This window comes from uncultured Parabacteroides sp. (genome assembly GCF_905196875.1).
In the GTDB taxonomy this organism is placed as follows: domain Bacteria; phylum Bacteroidota; class Bacteroidia; order Bacteroidales; family Tannerellaceae; genus Parabacteroides.
Window position 1 is genome coordinate 1 of sequence record NZ_CAJJWO010000086.1, and the last position, 21,136, is coordinate 21,136.

General features: G+C 43.4%; 20 protein-coding genes. 5 read left to right on the forward strand and 15 right to left on the reverse strand.

What is annotated here, in order from left to right; genetic code table 11:
* From lpxA to QZ076_RS19430, 8 genes are all read right to left on the reverse strand, one after another.
* Nucleotides 1-568, reverse strand: a 568-nt coding sequence (lpxA, locus tag QZ076_RS19395) for an acyl-ACP--UDP-N-acetylglucosamine O-acyltransferase (protein ID WP_293716412.1), incomplete at its 3' end; no start/stop codon positions are given.
* A gap of 12 nt (nucleotides 569-580) precedes the next feature.
* Nucleotides 581-1,966, reverse strand: a complete 1,386-nt coding sequence (locus QZ076_RS19400) for a bifunctional UDP-3-O-[3-hydroxymyristoyl] N-acetylglucosamine deacetylase/3-hydroxyacyl-ACP dehydratase (RefSeq protein ID WP_293716415.1) — start codon at nucleotides 1,964-1,966, stop codon at nucleotides 581-583.
* Between the two features lie 7 nt (nucleotides 1,967-1,973).
* Nucleotides 1,974-3,014, reverse strand: coding sequence for a UDP-3-O-(3-hydroxymyristoyl)glucosamine N-acyltransferase (gene lpxD / locus QZ076_RS19405; protein ID WP_293716418.1), 1,041 nt, complete (start codon nucleotides 3,012-3,014; stop codon nucleotides 1,974-1,976).
* An 87-nt stretch (nucleotides 3,015-3,101) separates the two neighbouring features.
* On the reverse strand, nucleotides 3,102-3,944 hold the full coding sequence (pyrF, locus tag QZ076_RS19410; RefSeq protein ID WP_293716421.1) for an orotidine-5'-phosphate decarboxylase: 843 nt from the start codon (nucleotides 3,942-3,944) through the stop codon (nucleotides 3,102-3,104).
* A 27-nt stretch (nucleotides 3,945-3,971) separates the two neighbouring features.
* Nucleotides 3,972-5,081 (reverse strand): peptide chain release factor 1, encoded by a 1,110-nt coding sequence (prfA, locus tag QZ076_RS19415; RefSeq protein WP_293716424.1) that lies wholly within the window; start codon nucleotides 5,079-5,081, stop codon nucleotides 3,972-3,974.
* Between the two features lie 8 nt (nucleotides 5,082-5,089).
* Nucleotides 5,090-6,256, reverse strand: coding sequence for an AIR synthase related protein (locus QZ076_RS19420; RefSeq protein ID WP_293716427.1), 1,167 nt, complete (start codon nucleotides 6,254-6,256; stop codon nucleotides 5,090-5,092).
* Between the two features lie 45 nt (nucleotides 6,257-6,301).
* Nucleotides 6,302-7,201, reverse strand: coding sequence for a glucosaminidase domain-containing protein (locus QZ076_RS19425; protein ID WP_293716466.1), 900 nt, complete (start codon nucleotides 7,199-7,201; stop codon nucleotides 6,302-6,304).
* Nucleotides 7,202-7,295: 94 nt separating this feature from the next.
* Nucleotides 7,296-8,027, reverse strand: a complete 732-nt coding sequence (locus QZ076_RS19430) for a class I SAM-dependent methyltransferase (RefSeq protein ID WP_293716430.1) — start codon at nucleotides 8,025-8,027, stop codon at nucleotides 7,296-7,298.
* A 79-nt stretch (nucleotides 8,028-8,106) separates the two neighbouring features.
* Between QZ076_RS19430 and QZ076_RS19435 the strand changes: the two genes are divergently transcribed.
* Complete coding sequence (locus QZ076_RS19435) at nucleotides 8,107-8,580, forward strand: cytidine deaminase (protein WP_293716433.1); 474 nt, start codon at nucleotides 8,107-8,109, stop codon at nucleotides 8,578-8,580.
* A 63-nt stretch (nucleotides 8,581-8,643) separates the two neighbouring features.
* Here the strand turns inward: QZ076_RS19435 and QZ076_RS19440 are convergent, their stop codons facing one another.
* From QZ076_RS19440 to QZ076_RS19460, 5 genes are all read right to left on the reverse strand, one after another.
* Complete coding sequence (locus QZ076_RS19440) at nucleotides 8,644-10,392, reverse strand: phospho-sugar mutase (RefSeq protein WP_293716436.1); 1,749 nt, start codon at nucleotides 10,390-10,392, stop codon at nucleotides 8,644-8,646.
* A 124-nt stretch (nucleotides 10,393-10,516) separates the two neighbouring features.
* Nucleotides 10,517-12,202 carry a M23 family metallopeptidase gene (locus tag QZ076_RS19445; RefSeq protein WP_293716439.1) on the reverse strand — a complete coding sequence of 562 codons (1,686 nt, stop codon included), beginning with the start codon at nucleotides 12,200-12,202 and terminating at the stop codon, nucleotides 10,517-10,519.
* A 12-nt stretch (nucleotides 12,203-12,214) separates the two neighbouring features.
* Nucleotides 12,215-13,255 (reverse strand): endonuclease/exonuclease/phosphatase family protein, encoded by a 1,041-nt coding sequence (locus QZ076_RS19450; protein WP_293716442.1) that lies wholly within the window; start codon nucleotides 13,253-13,255, stop codon nucleotides 12,215-12,217.
* Between the two features lie 12 nt (nucleotides 13,256-13,267).
* The gene (locus tag QZ076_RS19455) at nucleotides 13,268-14,767 is read right to left on the reverse strand and encodes a hypothetical protein (protein WP_293716445.1); all 1,500 of its coding nucleotides are present in this window, start codon (nucleotides 14,765-14,767) and stop codon (nucleotides 13,268-13,270) included.
* Between the two features lie 150 nt (nucleotides 14,768-14,917).
* Complete coding sequence (locus QZ076_RS19460; RefSeq protein WP_293716448.1) at nucleotides 14,918-16,375, reverse strand: aminoacyl-histidine dipeptidase; 1,458 nt, start codon at nucleotides 16,373-16,375, stop codon at nucleotides 14,918-14,920.
* Nucleotides 16,376-16,522: 147 nt separating this feature from the next.
* Here QZ076_RS19460 and QZ076_RS19465 point away from each other — a divergent pair, with 147 nt between their 5' ends.
* Together QZ076_RS19465 and QZ076_RS19470 are read left to right on the forward strand one after the other, a co-directional pair.
* On the forward strand, nucleotides 16,523-16,741 hold the full coding sequence (locus tag QZ076_RS19465) for a hypothetical protein (protein ID WP_293716451.1): 219 nt from the start codon (nucleotides 16,523-16,525) through the stop codon (nucleotides 16,739-16,741).
* A 23-nt stretch (nucleotides 16,742-16,764) separates the two neighbouring features.
* Entirely contained in the window at nucleotides 16,765-17,370 is a 606-nt protein-coding gene (locus tag QZ076_RS19470; protein ID WP_293716454.1) for an OmpH family outer membrane protein, read from the forward strand.
* Between the two features lie 199 nt (nucleotides 17,371-17,569).
* Here QZ076_RS19470 and QZ076_RS19475 read toward each other — a convergent pair whose 3' ends face one another.
* The gene (locus QZ076_RS19475; protein WP_293716457.1) at nucleotides 17,570-17,899 is read right to left on the reverse strand and encodes a hypothetical protein; all 330 of its coding nucleotides are present in this window, start codon (nucleotides 17,897-17,899) and stop codon (nucleotides 17,570-17,572) included.
* Complete coding sequence (locus tag QZ076_RS19480) at nucleotides 17,899-18,204, reverse strand: septum formation initiator family protein (RefSeq protein ID WP_075558632.1); 306 nt, start codon at nucleotides 18,202-18,204, stop codon at nucleotides 17,899-17,901. The genes QZ076_RS19475 and QZ076_RS19480 overlap by 1 nt, the downstream gene beginning before the upstream one ends.
* A 70-nt stretch (nucleotides 18,205-18,274) precedes the next feature.
* Here QZ076_RS19480 and QZ076_RS19485 point away from each other — a divergent pair, with 70 nt between their 5' ends.
* Both QZ076_RS19485 and QZ076_RS19490 read left to right on the forward strand, forming a co-directional pair.
* Complete coding sequence (locus QZ076_RS19485) at nucleotides 18,275-20,110, forward strand: DNA polymerase III subunit gamma/tau (RefSeq protein WP_293716460.1); 1,836 nt, start codon at nucleotides 18,275-18,277, stop codon at nucleotides 20,108-20,110.
* A 204-nt stretch (nucleotides 20,111-20,314) separates the two neighbouring features.
* Nucleotides 20,315-20,857 carry a nitroreductase family protein gene (locus QZ076_RS19490; RefSeq protein WP_293716463.1) on the forward strand — a complete coding sequence of 181 codons (543 nt, stop codon included), beginning with the start codon at nucleotides 20,315-20,317 and terminating at the stop codon, nucleotides 20,855-20,857.
* Nucleotides 20,858-21,136 lie beyond the last annotated feature (279 nt).

Genomic DNA, 21,136 nt, shown 5'->3' on the forward strand with positions numbered 1-21,136 from the left:
CACTAAAAGCAATCGGTTCGCGTCCTGCGATGATGTAAGGAGGAATATCTTTACCGATACGTGAGCCGCCCTGAACCATCACATGTTTCGAAATGCGGGTAAACTGGTGAACCAGGCTACCGCCGCTGACAATAGCAAAATCGTCAATCTCCACTTCTCCGGCTATCTGGGAAGCATTTCCGAGGATGATATGATCTTTCAGTACACAGTCGTGTGCAATATGGGAATATGCCATGATCAGGCAATCGTTTCCGACAACGGTTTTTCCCTTCGAAGCAGTTCCGCGGTTGATCGTGACACATTCGCGGATCGTCGTATTGTTTCCGACTTCTGCGGTTGTCTGCTCACCTTTGAACTTGAGGTCTTGTGGAATACCGGCAATTACAGCTCCCGGGAAAATGGAACAGTTATTTCCTATCCGTGCCCCGTCGAGAATGACTGCATGTGAATATATATGACAATTGTCGCCTATTACTACATCCTTTTCAATCACTGCAAAAGGATCTATCGTTACATTCTGACCGATCTTTGCTTCGGGATGTACGACTGCTAAAGGGGATTGATTCATTGCCTTCTTCTATTATTTATTTTTTATAATCTGAGCCATAAATTCAGCTTCGCATACCAGCTTGTCGCCCACGAAGATATAACCTTTCATCGTAGATATACCGCGGCGGATAGGAGCCAGCAATTCCAGACGCAGGATCAAAGTATCTCCCGGCACCACTTTCTGGCGGAACTTCACTCCGTCTATCTTCATGAAATAAGTTGAATAACGTTCCGGTTCGTCTACTGAATTCAGAACGAGCAAACCACCTGTCTGAGCCATTGCTTCTACCAGCAATACACCCGGTGTTACAGGTTCCTGAGGGAAGTGTCCGGTAAAGAACGGTTCGTTTGTCGTAATATTTTTAATTCCGACGATATAATCTCCGCCGATTTCGATGATCTTGTCGACCAACAGGAACGGGTAACGGTGAGGAAGCAGTTCGCGGATACGGTTGATATCCATGATCGGTTCTGCATTCGGATCGTAGATCGGAGCCTGTACTTCGTTCAGTTTAATATCTTTGCGGATCATACGTGCCAACTGGTTGTTGATCTTATGTCCCGGACGGGTAGCGATGATGCGTCCACGGATAGGTTTGCCGATCAGTGCAAGGTCACCCAATACGTCGATCAGTTTATGGCGTGCCGGTTCGTTATCGAATACCAGCGGCTTATTGTTGATATAGCCTAGTTCGTGTACGTCTTTGTGAGGAATACCCAGTTCGTCAGCCAGTTTGTCCAACGTTTCCTGCGGCATCTTCTGGTCGTAGATAACGATTGCATTGTCGAGGTCGCCCCCTTTGATAAGGTTGTTCTGGCGGAGCATTTCCACTTCGCGAACGAAGACGAATGTACGTGATGCGGCCAGTTCTGTCGGGAATTCGCTCAGGTCGTTCAGTGTTGCGAACTGATTCGACAATACGGGAGAGTCGAAAGAGATCAGCACATTTACACTGAATTTATCGTCCGGAAGAATGATCAGTGAGGAACCGGTTTCCTCGTCTTTTACTTCGATCTTATGTTTTACGATGTAATAGTCTTTCGGTGCATTCTGTTCAACAATCCCGGCTTTTTGAATTTCTTCAGCGAAGAAACGTGAACTTCCGTCGAGGATAGGGAATTCGGGAGCATTCACTTCGATCAGGCAGTTATCGATTTCGTAGGCATATAAAGCTGCCATTGCATGTTCAACGGTGCTGATCTGAATGCCGTTTTTAGAGAGAACAGTGCCTCTTTGTGTACTGGCTACGTTTTCTGCCAATGCATCAATAACAGGTTGTCCTTCCAGGTCAACACGTTTAATTTTGTAACCATGGTTTTCCGGTGCCGGATTGAATGTTATCTGGATATCCAGTCCGGTATGCAAGCCTTTACCTTGCATCGAGAAACTCTTGGCTAGCGTCTTTTGTTTCTGCATACGTATATTATTTATTGATTTCTTTCTTTAATTGTTCGATCTCGCGCTGTAGCTGCCCCATGGTGCGGTACATATCCGGCAGACGGTTGAATATCGCACTCGAGCGCATGAAGTTTTTCGCATCGATGGCAGGGGCGCCCAATACGGTTTTTGCTTCCTTAATATCGCTGATAACACCTGCCTGTGCACCGAATACTACATGATCGGCAATATGGATGTGTCCTGCCAGACCCACCTGTCCGCCAAACATACAATGGCTACCGATCTTTACAGAACCGGCAATACCTACCTGAGCTGCCATTACCGTATTTTCGCCAACTTCCACATTATGGGCGATCTGAACCAGGTTATCCAGTTTTACACCCTGGCGGATAATGGTTGAACCCATTACTGCACGGTCGATCGTAGTGTTGGCTCCGACTTCTACATTGTCTTCCAACACAACGTTTCCTAACTGCGGGATTTTTTTGTAATTATCTCCTTCGGGAGCAAAACCGAAACCGTCCGAACCGATCACAGAACCGGCATGCAGGATACAGTTATCTCCGATTTTACATCCGTTATATATGGTTGTATGAGGATAGAGAAGGCAGTTATCTCCAACGGTAACGCCGTCGCCTATATATACGTTAGGAAATATCTGGCAGTTTTTACCCAGCTTTACGTTCTCGCCGATATAAGCGAAATTGCCGACATAGCAATCTTCTCCCAATGTAGCAGAGGCTGCAATAAAAGCTGCCGAAGATACCCCGGCTTTTTTCGGTTTAGACTGTTCTACCAAATTGAGTAACATAGCAAGCGCAGCATAAGCATTTTCAACCTTAATTAAGGTGGCAGTAATTTGTTCAGCCGGAGAAAAGTCGTTATTCACCAGAACAATGCTAGCTTCTGTATTATAGATATAATGTTCGTACTTAGGATTGGCCAGGAATGATAATGTTCCGGGTTGTCCTTCTTCTATTTTTGAGAAGTTGCTGACTCTCACTTCTGGGTCGCCTTCAACGGTTCCGCCAAGAAAGTCCGCTATTTGTTGGGCTGATAACTCCATTACTTATTTTGTTAATTGTATTTGAATTGAGACTGCTCCACTAAGAATAAAGCAGTTTGCAAAAATGGTGAAAATAATTGGGATTGCCTATGCTTTGCAGGGAATAATTCCCTTATCATGCAGATATCCTGCCATTTCACGCTGTACTTCTTCTGCTGCTTTGCGGGAGAACGAGGCAAAATCTTCCGATTTATCAGCATAAATGATCGCACGGGAAGAGTTGACTAGCAGGCCACATTCGTCGTTCATACCATACTGTGCAACTTCATGCAGGCTGCCTCCCTGTGCTCCGACACCCGGAACAAGTAAGAAATGATCCGGTGCATATTTACGGATATCCAGGAACATTTTTCCCTGAGTAGCACCGACTACGTACATCATTTGTTCGTTTGTTGCCCAGTCCTGTGACTTTTTCAGAACTTTCTCGAACAGACGTTCGCCGTTGGCATCTTCTGTCATCTGAAAATCCTGTGAACCTTTGTTCGACGTAAGAGCCAACAGGATCACCCAGGCTTCCGGATAGATCAGGAACGGTTTTACGCTGTCTTCACCCATATAAGGAGCCACTGTTACGGCATCTACCTTGATATGATCGAAGAAAGAGCGGGCGTACATTTCGGATGTATTACCGATATCACCACGCTTTGCATCAGCAATGATGAACTGGTCCGGATAGTTTTCGCGCAGGTAAGTTACTGTCTTTTCGAAAGAAAGCATACCTTTCACACCCAGACTCTCGTAGAATGCCAGGTTCGGTTTGTAAGCTACGCAGTAATCGGCAGTAGCATCGATGATCGCCTTGTTGAAAGCGAAGATCGGGTCTTCTTCAGAAAGTAAATGTTGCGGAATCTTTTTTATATCTGTATCCAATCCGACACAGAGGAAGGATTGTTTCTTTTTGATGTTCTCGAATAATTGTTGCTTGTTCATCTTGTTTCGTGTCAAATAATGAAATTGTTATAATTCTGCTTCTTTCAGGCGTTCTGCATTTTCGGCAACGGTCAGTTGGTCGATGCAAGCTTGTATATCGCCATCCATGAAAGCGGACAGATTGTAAATTGTGTAGTTGATACGATGATCAGTGATACGTCCTTGCGGATAGTTGTATGTACGGATCTTCGCGGATCGGTCGCCCGACGAAACCATTGTCTTACGTTTGTTGGCAATGTCGTCCAGGTATTTCTGATGTTCTTTATCATATATGAAAGAACGCAGGCGTGTAAGGGCCCGTTCTTTATTTTTCGGTTGGTCGCGCGTCTCCGTACATTCGATCAGGATTTCCTCGTTTACGCCGGTGTTCGGATTCTTCCAGACGTATCTTAAACGTACGCCTGATTCAACCTTGTTTACATTCTGGCCGCCGGCACCTCCTGAGCGGAAAGTGTCCCACTTGATTTCACCTTCGTTAATTTCAACATCAAACTCGTCTGCTTCGGGGAGTACGGCTACGGTTGCAGCAGATGTATGTACACGTCCCTGGGTTTCGGTTGCAGGTACGCGTTGAACGCGATGTACTCCCGACTCATATTTGAGTGTGCCGTACACCTTCTCGCCGCTGACGGTGAAAATGATTTCTTTGTATCCGCCCGACGAGCCTTCGCTGCAACTGGAGAGAGCTATTTTCCAGCCTTTTGTTTCGCAGTATTTTACATACATACGATACAGGTCGCCGGCAAAAAGGGCGGCTTCATCGCCTCCCGTTCCGCCACGTATTTCAACGATCGCGTTTTTGTCGTCTTCCGGATCGCTGGGTACAAGCAACAGCTTGATTTCTTCTTCCAGTTCCGGAACACGTGCGTTACAGGCATCCAACTCTTCGCGGGCAATTTCTTTCATTTCAGGATCTTGCTCCGTGTCCAGCATCTGCCGGGCTTCTTTTATCCCGTTTAACGTGTTTACGTATTCATTGCGGGTAGTCACGATCTTCTCCAGATCGCGATACTCTTTATTGAGTTTTACAAACCGTTTCATATCGGCAATCACTGCCGGGTCGGTAATCAGTGTTCCGACTTCTTCAAAACGGCTTACCAGTCCGTCTAATCTTCCTAATAAGTTATTTTCAGCCATTTATCAGATTAATATATGAAGCGACCTTTTTCGCTCTCAATAATCAATTCGTTCTTATCCGCCTCTTCCACAAAGCCAACCACCTGTGCATCGATGTTGAAGCTCTTGGCTATGCTGATCACTTCTTCTGCATGTTCGGGCGACAGATAGACTTCCATGCGGTGTCCCATGTTGAACACTTTGTACATTTCACTCCAATCGGTGCCGCTCTGTTCCTGTATGATACGGAAAAGAGGAGGAACCGGGAACAGATTATTCTTCGTAACACGTTTGTTTTCTACGAAGTGCATTACCTTTGTTTGTGCTCCGCCGGAGCAATGTACCATTCCGTGTATCTGTGGGCGTAGTTTATCCAGTAACACTTTGATTACCGGAGCATACGTGCGGGTAGGAGATAATACCAGTTTACCGGCATCTATACCCAGTTCTTCTATTTTGTCAGTCAGCTTCAGACCGCCGGAATAAACCAACTCGTCAGGAACTGCTGCATCGTAGCTTTCCGGATATTTTTCAGCCAGGTATTTGGTAAATACGTCGTGACGGGCAGAGGTTAAACCGTTGCTGCCTGTTCCGCCGTTATATTCTTTTTCGTAGGTAGCCTGTCCGTAGGATGCCATACCGACAATTACGTCGCCACCTTGTATTTTACTGTTGTCTACAACGTCTGCACGTTTCATACGGCAGGTTACAGTGCTGTCTACAATGATTGTGCGAACCAGATCGCCGACATCGGCCGTTTCACCTCCTGTTGCATAGCAACCGACGCCCATTTCACGCAGTTCGGCCAACAGTTCGTCTGTTCCGTTGATGATGGCGGAGATTACCTCTCCCGGGATCAACAGTTTATTTCGTCCGATGGTGGATGAAACAAGAATATTATCGACAGCTCCTACGCACAATAGGTCGTCGATGTTCATGATCAGTGCATCCTGTGCAATACCTTTCCACACAGACAGGTCACCGGTTTCTTTCCAGTACATGTAAGCCAGGGATGATTTTGTTCCGGCTCCGTCAGCGTGCATAATGTTGCAGTATTCAGGATCACCGCCTAATATATCGGGGATGATCTTACAAAATGCTTTAGGGAATATTCCCTTATCGATGTTCTTTATTGCATTATGAACATCTTCTTTTGAAGCGGATACACCGCGCAGGTTGTAACGTTGGTCACTCATTGTTTTTACGTATTTGGCCGCAAAGATACTATTTTTTTATCTTACTTATCTAAGTTTTAGCACATCTCCTTCTTCAGGAACGTAATCTTTGTCTTTTTTATTTATCTTATACAGGCTCTTGATTTGTATTCCGTATTTCTGGGAGATGCTGTGCATGGACTCTCCGATTTGTACAACATGGTCGTAATTAGGCTTGTCTGCCTTCTTTTTCTTCTTTTCCAGGTAGACGATATCATTCTTTTGCAATGGGAAATCTTCCGGGACTTCGTTGTACTTCTTAATATCTTTGACCCTAAAACCCAGGCTTCCGGCAATTTGTTCAAAACTGTCGTTGCTTTTGGCATACACATAAAGCAGGCCATTTGTTTTATAGATCGTATAACGGGCTAATTGTTTTGACGGTTGGCTTGTCTTTTTGGAGGTCGTTTTGCCGCCTTTAGCCGAGTCGTAACGGTAAAGTTCGTAATCTTCGATTACTTTGATCAGTTTGTTGGCATAAGCACGGTCGGTCGCATAACCGCATTTCTGCAACCCCTTGGCCCAACCTTTGTAGTCTTTGATATTTAATTGGAACAGGGATGCGTAACGAGGCCGTTCGGCCAGGAAACGGGAATGGTCGTCGTACGAATCTTCTACCTGTTTATATTTGCGGAAGCACTCTCCGCGCAGGTCGTCGTCATGATAGACACGTCCGCCACGCCAGTCGGAATGACATTTGATACCGAAATGATTGTTTGAGCGCCGTGCCAGGTCGCTTTGTCCGGCTCCGGACTCAAGCACTCCCTGTGCCAGTGTGATACTGGCCGGGATCTTGTATTTCTTCTGATGTTGTATAGCCAGGTCGCTGTATGTTTTTATATACTTTTCGTAGGAAGGAATTTTACGCTGGGTAGCAGCATCTGCGAATACTGTAACAAAAAACAATAGACAAAAAATTCGTATCATTAATTTCATAAAAAGAGTCCTCTAAAGTATTTATTTTCGCAAAGATAATGAAGCTGGAGATATTTCTCTTCTAAATAATCTATAAAATACTCGTCTATATTTTGCTGATTTTGGCAAGATAGTCATAATGCTCTCCCTCTTTTATCATCTCCGCTTTGAATCCATTATTGGCTGCGTGCAGGCTGAGCGTTTGAAAATCTATGTATAGCCAGTCGAAGCTGTCGCCTTTGGTGTTTTTGTATTGCATGCGGAAATCTACTTCGCCATAATAATCGTTTTCAGGGTCAATATCGAGGTTGCCGTCTTCATCTTCGAATAAATAGCGTAGGTCGGACGAGTCCATCAACACGCTTCCTCCCGGAGCAAGCAGTCTTTTTATTGTCCGGAAGAATTCCGGCAGGTTGGCTATTTTACCTATGATCCCCGAACCGTTCATCAGTAACAGGATCGTGTCGAATGAACCGGTGAACTGTTCATTGAAGAAGTTTTGCAACGCGACCTCTTTCACGCCTCTTTTTTGCATAGTCTCTACGGAGAGCGGAGATATATCGATTGCTTTCACCTCTTTACCCATTTCCTGCAAGGCGAGCGAGTGGCATCCGCTACCGGCACCGACATCCAGTATCTTTCCCGTACTCATGCGAAGGGCCTCCTGTTCAGTTTCCGGCATTTCCTCAAAACTACGGAACAATTGTTTTACCGGGATTTCATCTTCATCGAACATAGAAGAGAATACACGAAGTTTTGTCGCTTTTCCGTTCGCGAAATAATCGGCGATTGCCGCGCCCATCGGGTCTTTATCGGGTGTGAGTAGGGGTATTTGCATATCCTGAGATGGATTTATTTGTAATTTATCCGGCAAAGATACAAATTTACTATCTTTGTTTATCTAATATTTTGATTGTATGAAGGAAATCAGACTGGAAACGAAAATAACAGTTTATCCGTTGAACGAAGTTCCGGATGAAGAATTGCCTTTGGTTCATGCCGCGTTGAAAGCGACAGAACAGTCGTATGCGCCTTATTCTAAATTTCATGTGGGTGCGGCTGCATTGTTGGCCGACGGAACGATTGTGACGGGAAGTAACCAGGAAAACGCTGCTTATCCATCCGGCTTGTGTGCTGAAAGGGTCACTTTGTTCCACGCCGGACATAAGTATCCGGATATTCCCGTAGTGGCCCTTGCGATTGCTGCGGCAACGGGAGGGAAGCAGGTGGAAAGTATTTCTCCTTGTGGTGCTTGTCGGCAGGTTTTGCTGGAAACGGAACAACGATATGGTAAACCGGTGAAAGTATTGCTTTGCGGAACGAAAGAGGTAATGATTGCTCCGAGTGCTGCATCTCTTTTGCCTCTTTGTTTCGGAAAGGACAGTCTTTAGAAAAAAGAAACGGGACAAGAAGTAATACCTCTTGCCCCGTTGTTTTCTAAATCAATTCTCAGGTCAGATACCCAGAGAAGCTTTGATCTGATTGATCTTTTCTTCGGCTGCTTTTTCTGCTTCCGGCAGATCTTCCAGGCTCTTTACTTTTGAATGAACTTCACAGTAGAATTTAATTTTCGGTTCTGTTCCTGAAGGACGGATAGATACTTTTGTATTGTCTTCAGTGAAATATTGCAGAACGTTGGAAGTTGTCGGCATATCCAAAGTGATTGTTTCTTTGTCGATGTAGCTGTAGCCTTTCAGGGAAGCATAATCGTAGAACAAAGACACTTTTGAACCAGCAATTTCCTGTAATGGGTTTTCGCGGAAGTTCTTCATCATTGCTTCGATTTCTTCAGCACCGCTCTTTCCTTTCTTTACAACAGAAATACCTTTTTCTTTTGAGAAACCGTATTGTACGTAGATATTCTGCAGCAACTGGAACATTGTGATGCCCTGGTCTTTTGCCCATGCAGCAATTTCTGCCAGGATAGCACATGCAGAAACTGCGTCTTTATCGCGAACAAAATCTTCGCAAAGGAAACCGTAGCTTTCTTCACCACCACCGATATAGTTTTTCTTGCCTTCGTTTTTCTTCATTACATCGGCAATCCATTTGAAACCGGTATAAACATCGTATAATTCAACACCGTTGCGTTCAGCGATCGTACGGATCAGTTCTGTTGTAACGATTGTTTTTACAATATATTCTTTGCCGTTGATCTTACCAAGTTCTTTCCAGCGGGTAATCAGATAATAAACGAACATCAGAGCAGTCTGGTTGCCGTTCAGCAGTACCCATTCGCCGTTGTTGTTCTTAACGGCAGCACCTACGCGGTCAGCATCCGGGTCGGAAGCCAGTACCAGGTCGGCATCTGTTTCTTTTGCTTTTTCAACAGCCATTGCCAAAGCTGCCGGTTCTTCCGGGTTGGGAGAGATAACAGTTGGGAAATCGCCGCTTACAACATCTTGTTCGGGAACATGGATAACATTTGTAAATCCGAATGCTTTCAGTGTATCAGGAATGATACGTACACCTGTTCCGTGGATCGGAGTGTAAACGATCTTCATATCGTGGTGACGTTTGATAGCTTCCGATGAAAGGGAGATTGTTGTCAAAGCGTCGATATACAGATTGTCAATTTCTTTACCGATGATTTCTATCAGTTCCTTATTGCCTTTGAACTTGATGTCGCTGGCATTACGGATCTTGTTTACTTCGGCAATCGTGTTACGGTCGTGCGGTGCGATCATCTGTGCGCCATCGTCCCAGTAGGCCTTGTAACCGTTGTATTCTTTCGGATTGTGGGAGGCTGTCAGGATAATACCACTCTGGCATCCCAGTTTACGGATGGCAAAAGACATTTCCGGAGTCGGACGAAGATCTTCAAACATGTATACCTTGATACCGTTAGCGGAGAAGATATCTGCCGAGATTTCGGCGAACTTACGGCTGTTGTTACGGCAGTCATGGCCGATAACGACTTTGATCTGGTCAAGTCCTGAAAATTCTTTTTTCAGGTAGTTTGACAACCCTTGTGTAGCAGCACCTACTGTATAAATATTCATACGGTTGGTTCCTACACCCATAATACCTCTTAAACCTCCGGTTCCGAATTCAAGGTCTTTGTAAAACGATTCGATCAGATCGGTCGGGTCTTCGTTGTCCAATAAAGCCTGAACCTGCGCTTTTGTTTCGGCATCATAACTTTTAGTAAGCCAGCTTTGCGCTTTGCTTCTTACCATTTCTAGCAGTTCGTTGTTTTCCATACCCAAATATCTTGCATTTATTATATATGTTATTTCTTAATTTATCGAGAAAACAAAGATACAAATTAATTGATTTAAACAATGGCTCGCGTCCTTATTTTCAAGAAAAAAGAAAAGATCTTTTTTACCATGTAAACGGATATGTATAAGATGTTTGATTTCCACAGGCATCTGTTACGACCAGTTTTAATGTATGTTTTCCTCTTGTCAGTCGTTCCTTATCGAACTGATAAGTGATGACAGATTTGTTATTCATTTCAAAAAGAACGAATTGTCCGTCTATTTCACCTCGATAAGTCTGTACACCGCTCAGGTTATCCGAGAGTCGGAATGAGATCGTTTGTTTACTAACCCATGTAGCTGGGTTGAGTGGCGTAACGGTTGGAGGGATAAGGTCTTGCCCGAGTGTATAGGTGCCCATTTCTTTGATATCGGCATCTATCCATCCGTTACGGTAAACGCCTCCTGTCCATGACCGTCGTCCGTTTTGTATACGTATGATACCGTATTGTTGTTTGTTTTCAAGCGTATCGCTCTGTAAGCGTAAGGAAAGTTTAGCCGATTTATGCAAGGCGACCGGTTTGTTGTGCAGTGTATGTGTAGCTCCGAGAGTGGTGCTGTCTTCTTTTACCGAATAACGGAAATACAAGTCGTCGTAGAGGTTCCCCTTGGGGATGGTCAGGCGAATACCTTTGGCCCCGAAACGGTTATCGTTCCACCAATGGAACAATTCTGTATTGTCGGTATCGATTTCCGGAATGGGTTGCTCTTTCCCTTCTATCCGTATGGACAGTTGTGTCGAATTACCGAAAGCGTCTGCCACCCGATAGGTGAGGTGATAAGTGCGTGGTTCATCGATGGTTAGTATTCCTCGTTTGATGCTTTCGATAAAACGAAGGCGGTTGCCCGGATCGACAAAACTCTTTATATAAAATGAACGGTGTTCTTTCCATTCTTCGAAATCGGTAAAGCTGTTCAGGTAACGGGTTTCATCGAAAGCGAAACGATTTAAGTCGCTTCGATAGATAACCTGACTGTCGACTGTCAGTGTGATATCTTTAATTCCGTATATGTTGCTGGTGTTATCCATGTAATCGTATCCTTTTATTGCAAGACCTATTTCTCCCCAGGCTTCGATTTTTCCTGTCAGTGTTGGTTTGCCGTTTTTGGGTGTCACAGGTTTGAGTTCCAGTTTTCGACCGCTACCGTTTACTACACCTTTGCCAAGCACTGGATAAATCATAATCCCTTGTATTTGGGGAGGACGGGTGTCTTCTATCAGGTCTTTGTAGTATTCAATAGGGTCCATCGGTTCTTCTGTTTCTGTGTCACGCACTTCAAAATGAAGATGCGGGCCTCCGGAACCTCCTGTGTTTCCACTCATGGCTACGATTTCTCCTTCTTTTACCGGCAATTCGTCCGGTGTCAGCGTCAGGTTTACATTAAAGCTTTCCTGTTCGTATTGTTTTTCTTTGAGGTAAGCTGCTATTTTGGAGGAAAATTTCTGTAAATGTCCGTAGACAGTTGTTGTTCCATTCGGGTGAGTGATGTATAACCCATTTCCATATCCCCATGGACTGACTGAAATACGTGACACATATCCGTCTTGTACTGAGTGGATCGGCTTCCCTTCCACACCTTGTGTTTTAAAATCTATTCCGGAATGAAAATGGTTGCTTCTCAGTTCTCCAAAGTTTCCACTTAAAAGAACAGGGATGTCCAGCGGTTTTCGAAATTCTTGCGCGTTCGCAGTAGCGGATGTAATTCCGGCTAAAAGGCAGAATCCTGCCAGTATATGATGTATTTGCATATCCTCTTTAATTCAATCTTCGGTAGGCAAAGATAGTAAAAAGTCACTAATAAGGGGTAAATGATCGCTGTAGCCGCCTTCATATTTGAAACCGTAATATGTACGTGCGGGACGTTTGCCATGCCAGGTTTTATCTTTGGTGAACAGGAAATTTGGTGCAAATATTCGTATACTTTCGGGGATGATATGCATTCGTGAGTCTTTATTAATAAGGTTGCCCGATACAATGATCTGGTCCAGTTGACTCCATTCTCCCTGATATTTGTGTGTTCCAGGGAAGTTTAAAGTGTGTGGATTTGCAAAAAGATTATAAAGGGTGGATGTCTCCGCTTTTGTGCAGACAGACATGGCTCCCAACACCTCGGTGATACTAGCGTTTTCCGGTGTGTCGTTGAAATCTCCCATAATAAGTAACTGAGGTGTTGTGCGTGTCTGTATCAGAGAGTCGCAAAGGTGTCGTAAGGTGCGGGCGGCATCGAAACGATCAGCTTCGCTTTCCTTTTCTCCTCCGTAGCGGGAGGGTAGGTGGCAGACGAATACATCCAGAGTGTCTGAGGTCAGGACCTTTCCCCAGACGTGGAGGATATTGCGGGTATATTTATGTCGTTTGCGGGTGAAGACGACCGGTTGTTCTTTATGTCCTATGTATCTGAACTTGTCTTGCTGGTAAAGGAGTGCCGTATTAATGCCCCTGATGTCGGAACCATGTGTCATACAATAGTGATACTGTTGCAGTTTGAGGGGTGTTCGCTTGAGCAGGTGGATCAATACAGAGTCGTTTTCTACTTCGCAGAGTCCGACTAAAGCGGGCGTGCTCCATTCTCCGGCAGCACTGATTACTTTAGCTATCTGTTGGAGTTTATGGTAATAACGTCCACGTGTCCAATGGCGGTTGCCGGTTGGGAGAAAATCATTGTCGTTCTTATTCGGATTGTCTTCGGTATCGAACAGATTCTCGACGTTATAACTCATTACTCTGAAATCGAGCTGGGCTTCGATTGGCAGCGTAATGAATGATAAAACGTAAATGATGATAGTTAAGGTTTTGATCATATCTAATTGTTTTTATTTGTCTTCTTCTTCCTTGGGGACATATTCATAAGCTCCGATATCCGGTCCATCGTTTGTCAAGCGGTTAACACCGTTGCGGTCGATAGGATACTTCTGTGTGACAAAGAGGTCTGCCTTACCAACACCCGGCGTTGTCTCCTTGTCGGGACGGAAATCATACATATATTTATTTTTTTCTCCGCCGGTCATTCTGTATTCCATCTTGTTTGTATCTTTTCCTGTGACAAAGATGACATCTGGAAACTTATCGTCTTTTATCTCCTGCAGTTTGATCACACAGTGATTAAACTGATAGTTTAATTTACCATTTAGCGGAGTGGCTTTGAGACTGATAACCAGTTCTCCGTTCGTCAGGTCTTTAGCTGCGGAATGGTTGCCGTCGATTATACAGTTGTCAAAATAGGCTTGTTCCAGACTGTAGGAGATAGCTTCTGTATCCGGATCTTCGTCCTTTATGGCTAATGTACCGCCGGTTCGCTGTTTTAAAGTCATGTAGTTGGCTATCGTACAATGTGTGAAACTGTATTTTCCTCCTGCCAATAACACTACATCTGCTGTTGCATTCGTAAATTCACTGTTTGTAGCTTCTATATTACAGTTGATTGCTTTGAATGCAAAGCCATCCATATTGGTGATCTGTGAATTGTTGATCTTCAGTTTAGAATTTTTCGGATCAGATGCTTCACACAAAATACCATTGTTGCCGTTGCGTACTATTACATTATTAAATACATTACCAAAACTTTCCGGTTTGAAGGTAATGCCTTCCCATTGTCCCGGTGTGCGGTCGTAAGGTAATAGATCGTTCAAAATGAAATCAAGGCGGTCACCACGGAATGTGATCGGTTTTTCGATTGTTCCGTTGGCTATAATTGTTCCTTTGGAGATTATTTTTGCTTTGTCGTGCATGTAGAAAGTCGCTCCTTCTTCAATATCGACAGTTACACCATCATCGATCGTCAGGCTGTCATATATAAGGTAAGGACGTTCGGCCGTCAGTTTGGTATCTTCGGTCAGTATTTTTCCTCCTTTTATTAGGTGGACGTCTTGTCCGCATGCTTCCAGCAGAACAGATTGTTTTATTCCGTTGAAGAAGAAAACGATCGAATCCTGGACTAATAACGGTTGGTCTTTTCCGTTGGGGTTGACTGTCACTTCTACAAAAATGTACATACTGTCTTTTGCAGCTACTCTGACATTATCGAAGTTGTCTCCTTTACGGCCATCTACATTAATTCGGAATCCACTGGTGGCTGGTGATGCTTGTAATACTTTCTCGATGTTTAGTGGTTGGTCGTTCCTGTTGTAAACCATGAATTGTTTCGTTGCTGAACCAATAGTCGTGAATACGGTATCGAATGATAAAGTATCTGTTGAGAAACTCAACCGATGGTTCGGATTGGTCGAATAATTTTCGTCCAGCCCGTCGCATCCTGCCAACAGGTTGAGTAATATGGTACATACTATGAGCAACGGCGCGGTAATTTTTTTCATTTTCTCTGAATGTTAAAATATATGCCTTTGTGTTCTTGTTTCTCAATAAACAAAATATTTATAAAGAAAGTTTTCAGGCATTAACATAAAAAAAGAGGAAAAACACGGTCAAAGTGTTAATCCTCTTTCTATAACGTGAAATATTAAAGTTTATTTTGCCGGGATGCTTTTTAATAATTCCAAAAGGTGAGCCCACCATAAACCAACGGTCTTAATTTCGATCCGTTCGTTCGGAGAGTGAACATCTCTTAATGTCGGTCCAAAAGAAATCATATCCAGGTTAGGATATTTTTCGAGGAACAGTCCGCACTCCAATCCGGCATGGATTGCCATGATCTTAGCGTCTTTATTAAACAGGCGCTTGTAAGTTTCCTGCGCTACTTTCAGAATTTTGGAATCCGGATTTGGAGCCCATCCCGGATAACCGTCACCATGAGTTACTTTAGCTCCTGCCAGCAGGAATGTTGCAGCTACCTGATTTGCAACAGCTATCTTGCATGATTCAATAGAACTGCGTTGGCTGGTTCCAACAAGGATGGTGTTGCCTTCCTTCATTTTCACTGATGCCAGATTGGTAGAAGTTTCTACCAGACCTTCTATATCGTGGCTCATGCCGATCACGCCATGTGGGCAGGCCTGTAATGCGTAGATCAGTTGTTGGGTTCTTTCGTTATCAATACGTGTCGCCGGTCTTTCTACTGACTTCATTGTTAATAGAACATTGGGATCTACATGCTTCAGTTCGTTTTCAATATCGGCAGCAAAGTGATTCAACATAACACGTACTTTTTCTTTGTCTTCCGGATAGAGACCAACTATTGCATAAGCTTCGCGTGCAATGGCATTACGCAGATTACCTCCGTCGATAGAACAAAGTGTGAAATCGAAATTCTGTTGCATTATATAAAGGAAGCGAGCTAATATCTTATTGGCATTTCCTAGCCCTTTGTGAATCTCTCCACCGGAATGCCCACCATTCAGACCTCTTACATCAATAATGAAGTATTGCAGATTGGGTGAAGTGTTAAGCGGATCATAGTAGAATTCAGCTTGTGTATCTTTTCCACCGGCGCAGCCCATAAAAATTTCACCTTCGTCTTCGCTATCCAGATTCAGCAGGATTTCGCCTGTCATAAATCCTTTTTCAAGGGCTTTAGCACCTGTCAGACCGGTTTCTTCATCTACCGTGAACAGGCATTCGATTGGACCGTGTTCGATATCATCGGAAGCCAGAATAGCGAGTTCGGCTGCTACACCGATACCATTGTCGGCACCCAAAGTGGTTCCGTTTGCACGTAGCCAGTCACCATCTACAATCGTTTCGATCGGATCGTTGTCAAAATCATGGACTGTTCCATTGTTTTTCTCGCAAACCATATCCATGTGCGATTGAAGGACGACAACCGGGAGCTTTTCTTTTCCGGGCGTTGCAGGCTTCGACATCAGAATATTTCCGGCTGCATCTTTTTTTATAGCGATTTTATACTCTTTTGCGAACGATTCCAGATATTGGATCATTTTGCCTTCCTTCTTTGAAGGGCGGGGCACTTGTGTTACCTGGTGGAAGAACTTCCAAACGATTTCAGGCTTTAAGTCAGTAATCTTCATAATGTTACAATATATTATAGTTATTACTATATAGTTAATAATATGATCGTTTTCCGAGTTGTGTATGAAAAAAAGTAGAATTAAATAGCAAAAAGATACTTTGTAATCACTTAAACTCTTATATTTGCGTCCACAAATATAGAGAAAATGCTTACAACGATATTGCTTACGGTCATAATTCTTGTTATTTGTGTTGTGTTACTAGCTGTAAAAGTGATATTCAAGAAGGGAGGAAGATTCCCGAATACACATGTCGGAGGTAACAGAGCACTGGGTAAAAAAGGTATACATTGCGCTAAAACGCAAGACCGTGAACAGGCGAAGCAAAAGAATCTGTATGACAGAATGAAAGAAATAGAAGAATAAAATAAGGATTTAATTTACACTTTATGAAGAACATTAACTACGTAATTAATGGTGTGCTCGCGGTGGCTGTCGTGATATTGTTCGTTATGCAATTCTCCGACAAGAAAGAATCAACAGTTACAAAAACATTTGCATCTGGAGAAGGTGATTCCATAAACTTACTTCCTATCGCTTATGTCAATGTCGATTCACTTTTACTTAATTATAATTACTTCAAGGATCTGAACGAACAGCTCCTGAAAAAAGAAGAAAATTCACGTGCAAACGTTACTCAACAAGCACGTAACCTGCAAACCGAGGTACAGGAATTCTATCGTAAAATGGAAAATAACGCATTTCTTACCCGTGAAAGAGCTCAGCAGGAACAAGAGCGTTTGATGAAGAAAGAACAGGAATTAAAAGATCTGGATGCAAAATTATCACAGGATTTGCTGATGGAACGCCAGAAGCTGAATGAACAACTTCGCGACACTGTAGTTTCTAAATTGAAAGTGTATAATAAAGAAAAAGGATATCAGGTAATTTTCAGTAATACAGCTGAAGATAATATTTTATTAGCCGGCGACTCATACGATATTACTAACGAGCTGATCGACTTATTGAATAAAAGCTATTCAACCGGAAAATAAGCAGTATCTAAAAACGATATACAAAAAAGCTGTTGCAATAAATGTAACAGCTTTTTTTTGCTTATTTCGGTTTATTTATTGTTATGTAGAAAATAATCCCCACATAAGTGGGGGAAGTTACCCATAGGGGTGGGGATGTTTACCCATATATGTGGGCGAAAGTCCCCACGAAATAAAATTATGTGGGGAATAAAAGAAATTATTTTTCTTGCTTTCCGGAAACGAATGATGAATAGAGTTGCAGTACGGCTGCAATCGTCAGGCAGATAATCCATTCTTTCATATCTTTGAACATCAGACCGGATGCACAGATCATCAGGACAGAGGCTATTATATTAAAACGGTGTAACCTGCGTTCGCGAAACTCCATATCTTTCGTGGAGAGAGTCAGGTGACAGACCGCCATACCGGCCGCTCCAACGGCAAACAGATAAGGAGCCAGAAACCATTTGGTCAGGAATAGGATTGCACCTGCCAGTATCAGTAATCCGGCTATACAGAAAATGATAGTTCTTGCTTTTTGATTCATTATTTCTTTTTGATGATATAGACGTCTTCGTTCGGCTTCTTCATGAAATACTCTTCACGTGCGAAGCGTTCCAAACCTTCTTTGTCGGTATGAAGGTCATTCAGTTTCTTACTGTTTATCTCAATCTCTTTCTGGTAATGTTTGATTTCTCTTTCCAGGCTACGGATTTTTTCGTCGTACGTATAACGTTTGTACAAGTTGCTGTCGCCCACTGTGAAAGTAAGGATCAAGAATCCGATGACAACCAGCCAGTAGGCGTTTATCCGGGAAAGATACTTATTATAAAAGTCTTTTATGCGTGACATGGAACTTCGTTTTCGCAAAGATAAATGAATTATTTTGTATATCTTTGTGTTGTCAAAAAAAAAGCAAAGAATGGACAATTATATTGTATCGGCAAGAAAATACCGCCCCTCTACTTTCCGTAGTGTCGTTGGGCAGAAGTCTCTTACCACTACACTGAAAAATGCAATACAAAGTAACAAACTCGCTCATGCCTATCTGTTTTGCGGACCTCGTGGTGTCGGGAAAACTTCGTGTGCACGTATCTTTGCTAAGACGATCAACTGCCTGACTCCGACAGCCGATGGAGAAGCCTGCAACGAGTGCGAATCCTGCCAGGCTTTCAACGAGCAACGTTCTTATAATATCCACGAACTGGATGCCGCATCCAACAACTCGGTCGACGATATCCGTTCGTTGATCGACCAGGTGCGTATCCCGCCGGCTATTGGAAAATATAAAGTGTTTATCATCGACGAGGTACACATGCTGAGTTCGGCCGCTTTCAATGCTTTTCTGAAAACGTTGGAAGAACCGCCGCACCATGCCCTGTTTATCCTGGCGACTACCGAAAAGCATAAAGTACTTCCTACGATCCTGTCGCGTTGCCAGATATACGATTTCTCCCGTATCTCGATAGCCGATATGGTGGAGCATCTGGAATATGTTGCCTCCCGTGAGAATGTGACTGCTGAACCGGAAGCGCTGAACGTAATCGCCCAGAAAGCCGATGGCGGTATGCGTGACGCCTTGTCTATTTTCGACCAGGTTGTCAGCTTTACTAATGGTAATATTACCTACCAGGCTGTTATCGATAATCTGAATGTGCTTGATTATGAGTATTATTTCCGTCTGACGGATGCTATTTTGTCTGGAAATGTACGCTCGTCTATACTGATACTGAATGAAATATTGAGTAAAGGGTTCGACGGACAAAATATAATTACCGGTCTGGCAGCTCATTTCCGTGACCTGTTAGTGTGTAAAGATGAGGCTACGCTGATCTTATTTGAGGTGGGAGCTTCCATTCGTGAGCGTTATAAGGAGATGGCGAAACGTTGTCCGGATCAGTTGTTGTTTAAGGCAATCGAACTGGCTAATACCTGTGATTTGAACTATCGTGCCAGTCGGAATAAACGTTTGTTGCTGGAACTAACGCTTATTCAACTATGCCAGCTTAGTAATGCCGGGCAAGCAGTTGAAGATAAAAAAAAAGGAGTAATTGAACCTCTCGTGTCCGGAGTTCCCGGACAACCTGTTTCTCAAGGCGCTCAACCAATGGTGCAGGGACAGCCGATCCGTCAGTCGGGGCAACCAGGACAAGCTAGTAGCCATTTACCTCAACAATCTGCTGGTACGAACAGTAATAACGGGAATAACGGGCAGGTGATAACGACCAATATGCCTTCATCAGCAACAAATATTCCACAAGGACCTCCGGATTCTTCTCCTAAAAAAACATTTCGTCCTCCCCATTTGGGAACTTCCCTGAAAGAGATTGGAGTGGAAAAACCGAAGAATCAAATGACCCAACAGGATTCCCGGGCTGTGCAGGAAATGGTAAACTCTTTCTCAGAAGAGGATTTGGTTCGGTGTTGGGATGCTTATGCCGCGAGCGGAGTGATTGATAAGAAGGTGTATCTGAAGAATACGATGATAAACTGTAAGCCTGTTTTACAAGAAAACTACTTCTTTGAAGTAGGAGTGCATAATCCGGGACAGCAGGATGAGTTGAGTAACGGATGTGTCGATCTGCTCAATTATTTGCGTGTGCAACTTAAAAATACACGAATCCAGATGCGTATTCGTATCATTGAAACAAATGAGAAACATCTGGCCTACACATCCTCGGAAAAGTTTGAACATCTGTTGAGTGTCAATCCGGTTTTGGGAAAACTGAAAGATGAATTTAATCTGACGCTGGATTGATACCAGTTGTCAGATTTGATTCCTAATCTATAAAACTCCTTTCTTCATTCAATATCATTTCTTTTAAATAGGTAAAGCTATCTTCTAAATAAATAGAGGTGGAAGTTATTGCCTTGTGGTAACAACAAAACAGAAAGTTTCGTAGTTTTATTAATATACGGATATCGTATGTTTTTTAATTTTGAAGATATAAAAGAGTGATAAATGGATATAAGCGTGAATAGTTCAAATGTGGTAATCGAGTCGATCCTTAATCGCAAAAGCGTTCGGCTTTATACCAGCCAACCGGTCAGCCGCGAACAAATCGAAGTGTTGATAAAGGCTGCAATGTCGGCTCCGACGGCTGTAAATAAACAACCCTGGGCTTTTATCGTTATTGATAACCAGACGGTGCTTAAAGCATTGAGTGAGAAATTACCTTATGCGAAAATGGCAGCCAAAGCCTCGGTTGCTATCGTCGTTTGTGGTGACTTGAGTAAAGCTTATAATCAATTGGATGATGAATATTGGATACAGGATTGTTCTGCTGCGACTGAAAATCTACTTCTGGCAGCTGAATCTCTGGGACTGGGTGGAGTCTGGACAGCTGTTTATCCGGAAGAAGATCGGGTGGCTATTGTTCGTAAGGAATTGGCTTTGCCGGGGCATATTATTCCGCTAAACTTTATCCCGATTGGCTACCCTTTGCATAAGGATACTCCGAAAGATAAGTATAAACCAGAAAATATTCATTTTAACAGGTGGTAAAGAAGCTGCGTTTTCGGTTTAGACGAATATTATAACGTTTTTGATCAGATCTTATTCATTAAATAGTTGTATTTTAGCGCATAAGAAAATGGATTATTGATATGAGAATGAAGAAATGGCTCCTGTTTTTGATAATCCCTGTATTAGGTACGGGATGTGCAACGATGGATCCAACATCACGAACTATCGTCGGGTCACAGATTGGGATGCTGGCTGGAACGGTTGCCGGAGGTGTGATCGGGCATGCGGCCGGTGGGTATCGATCTGTACGGTCTTCTG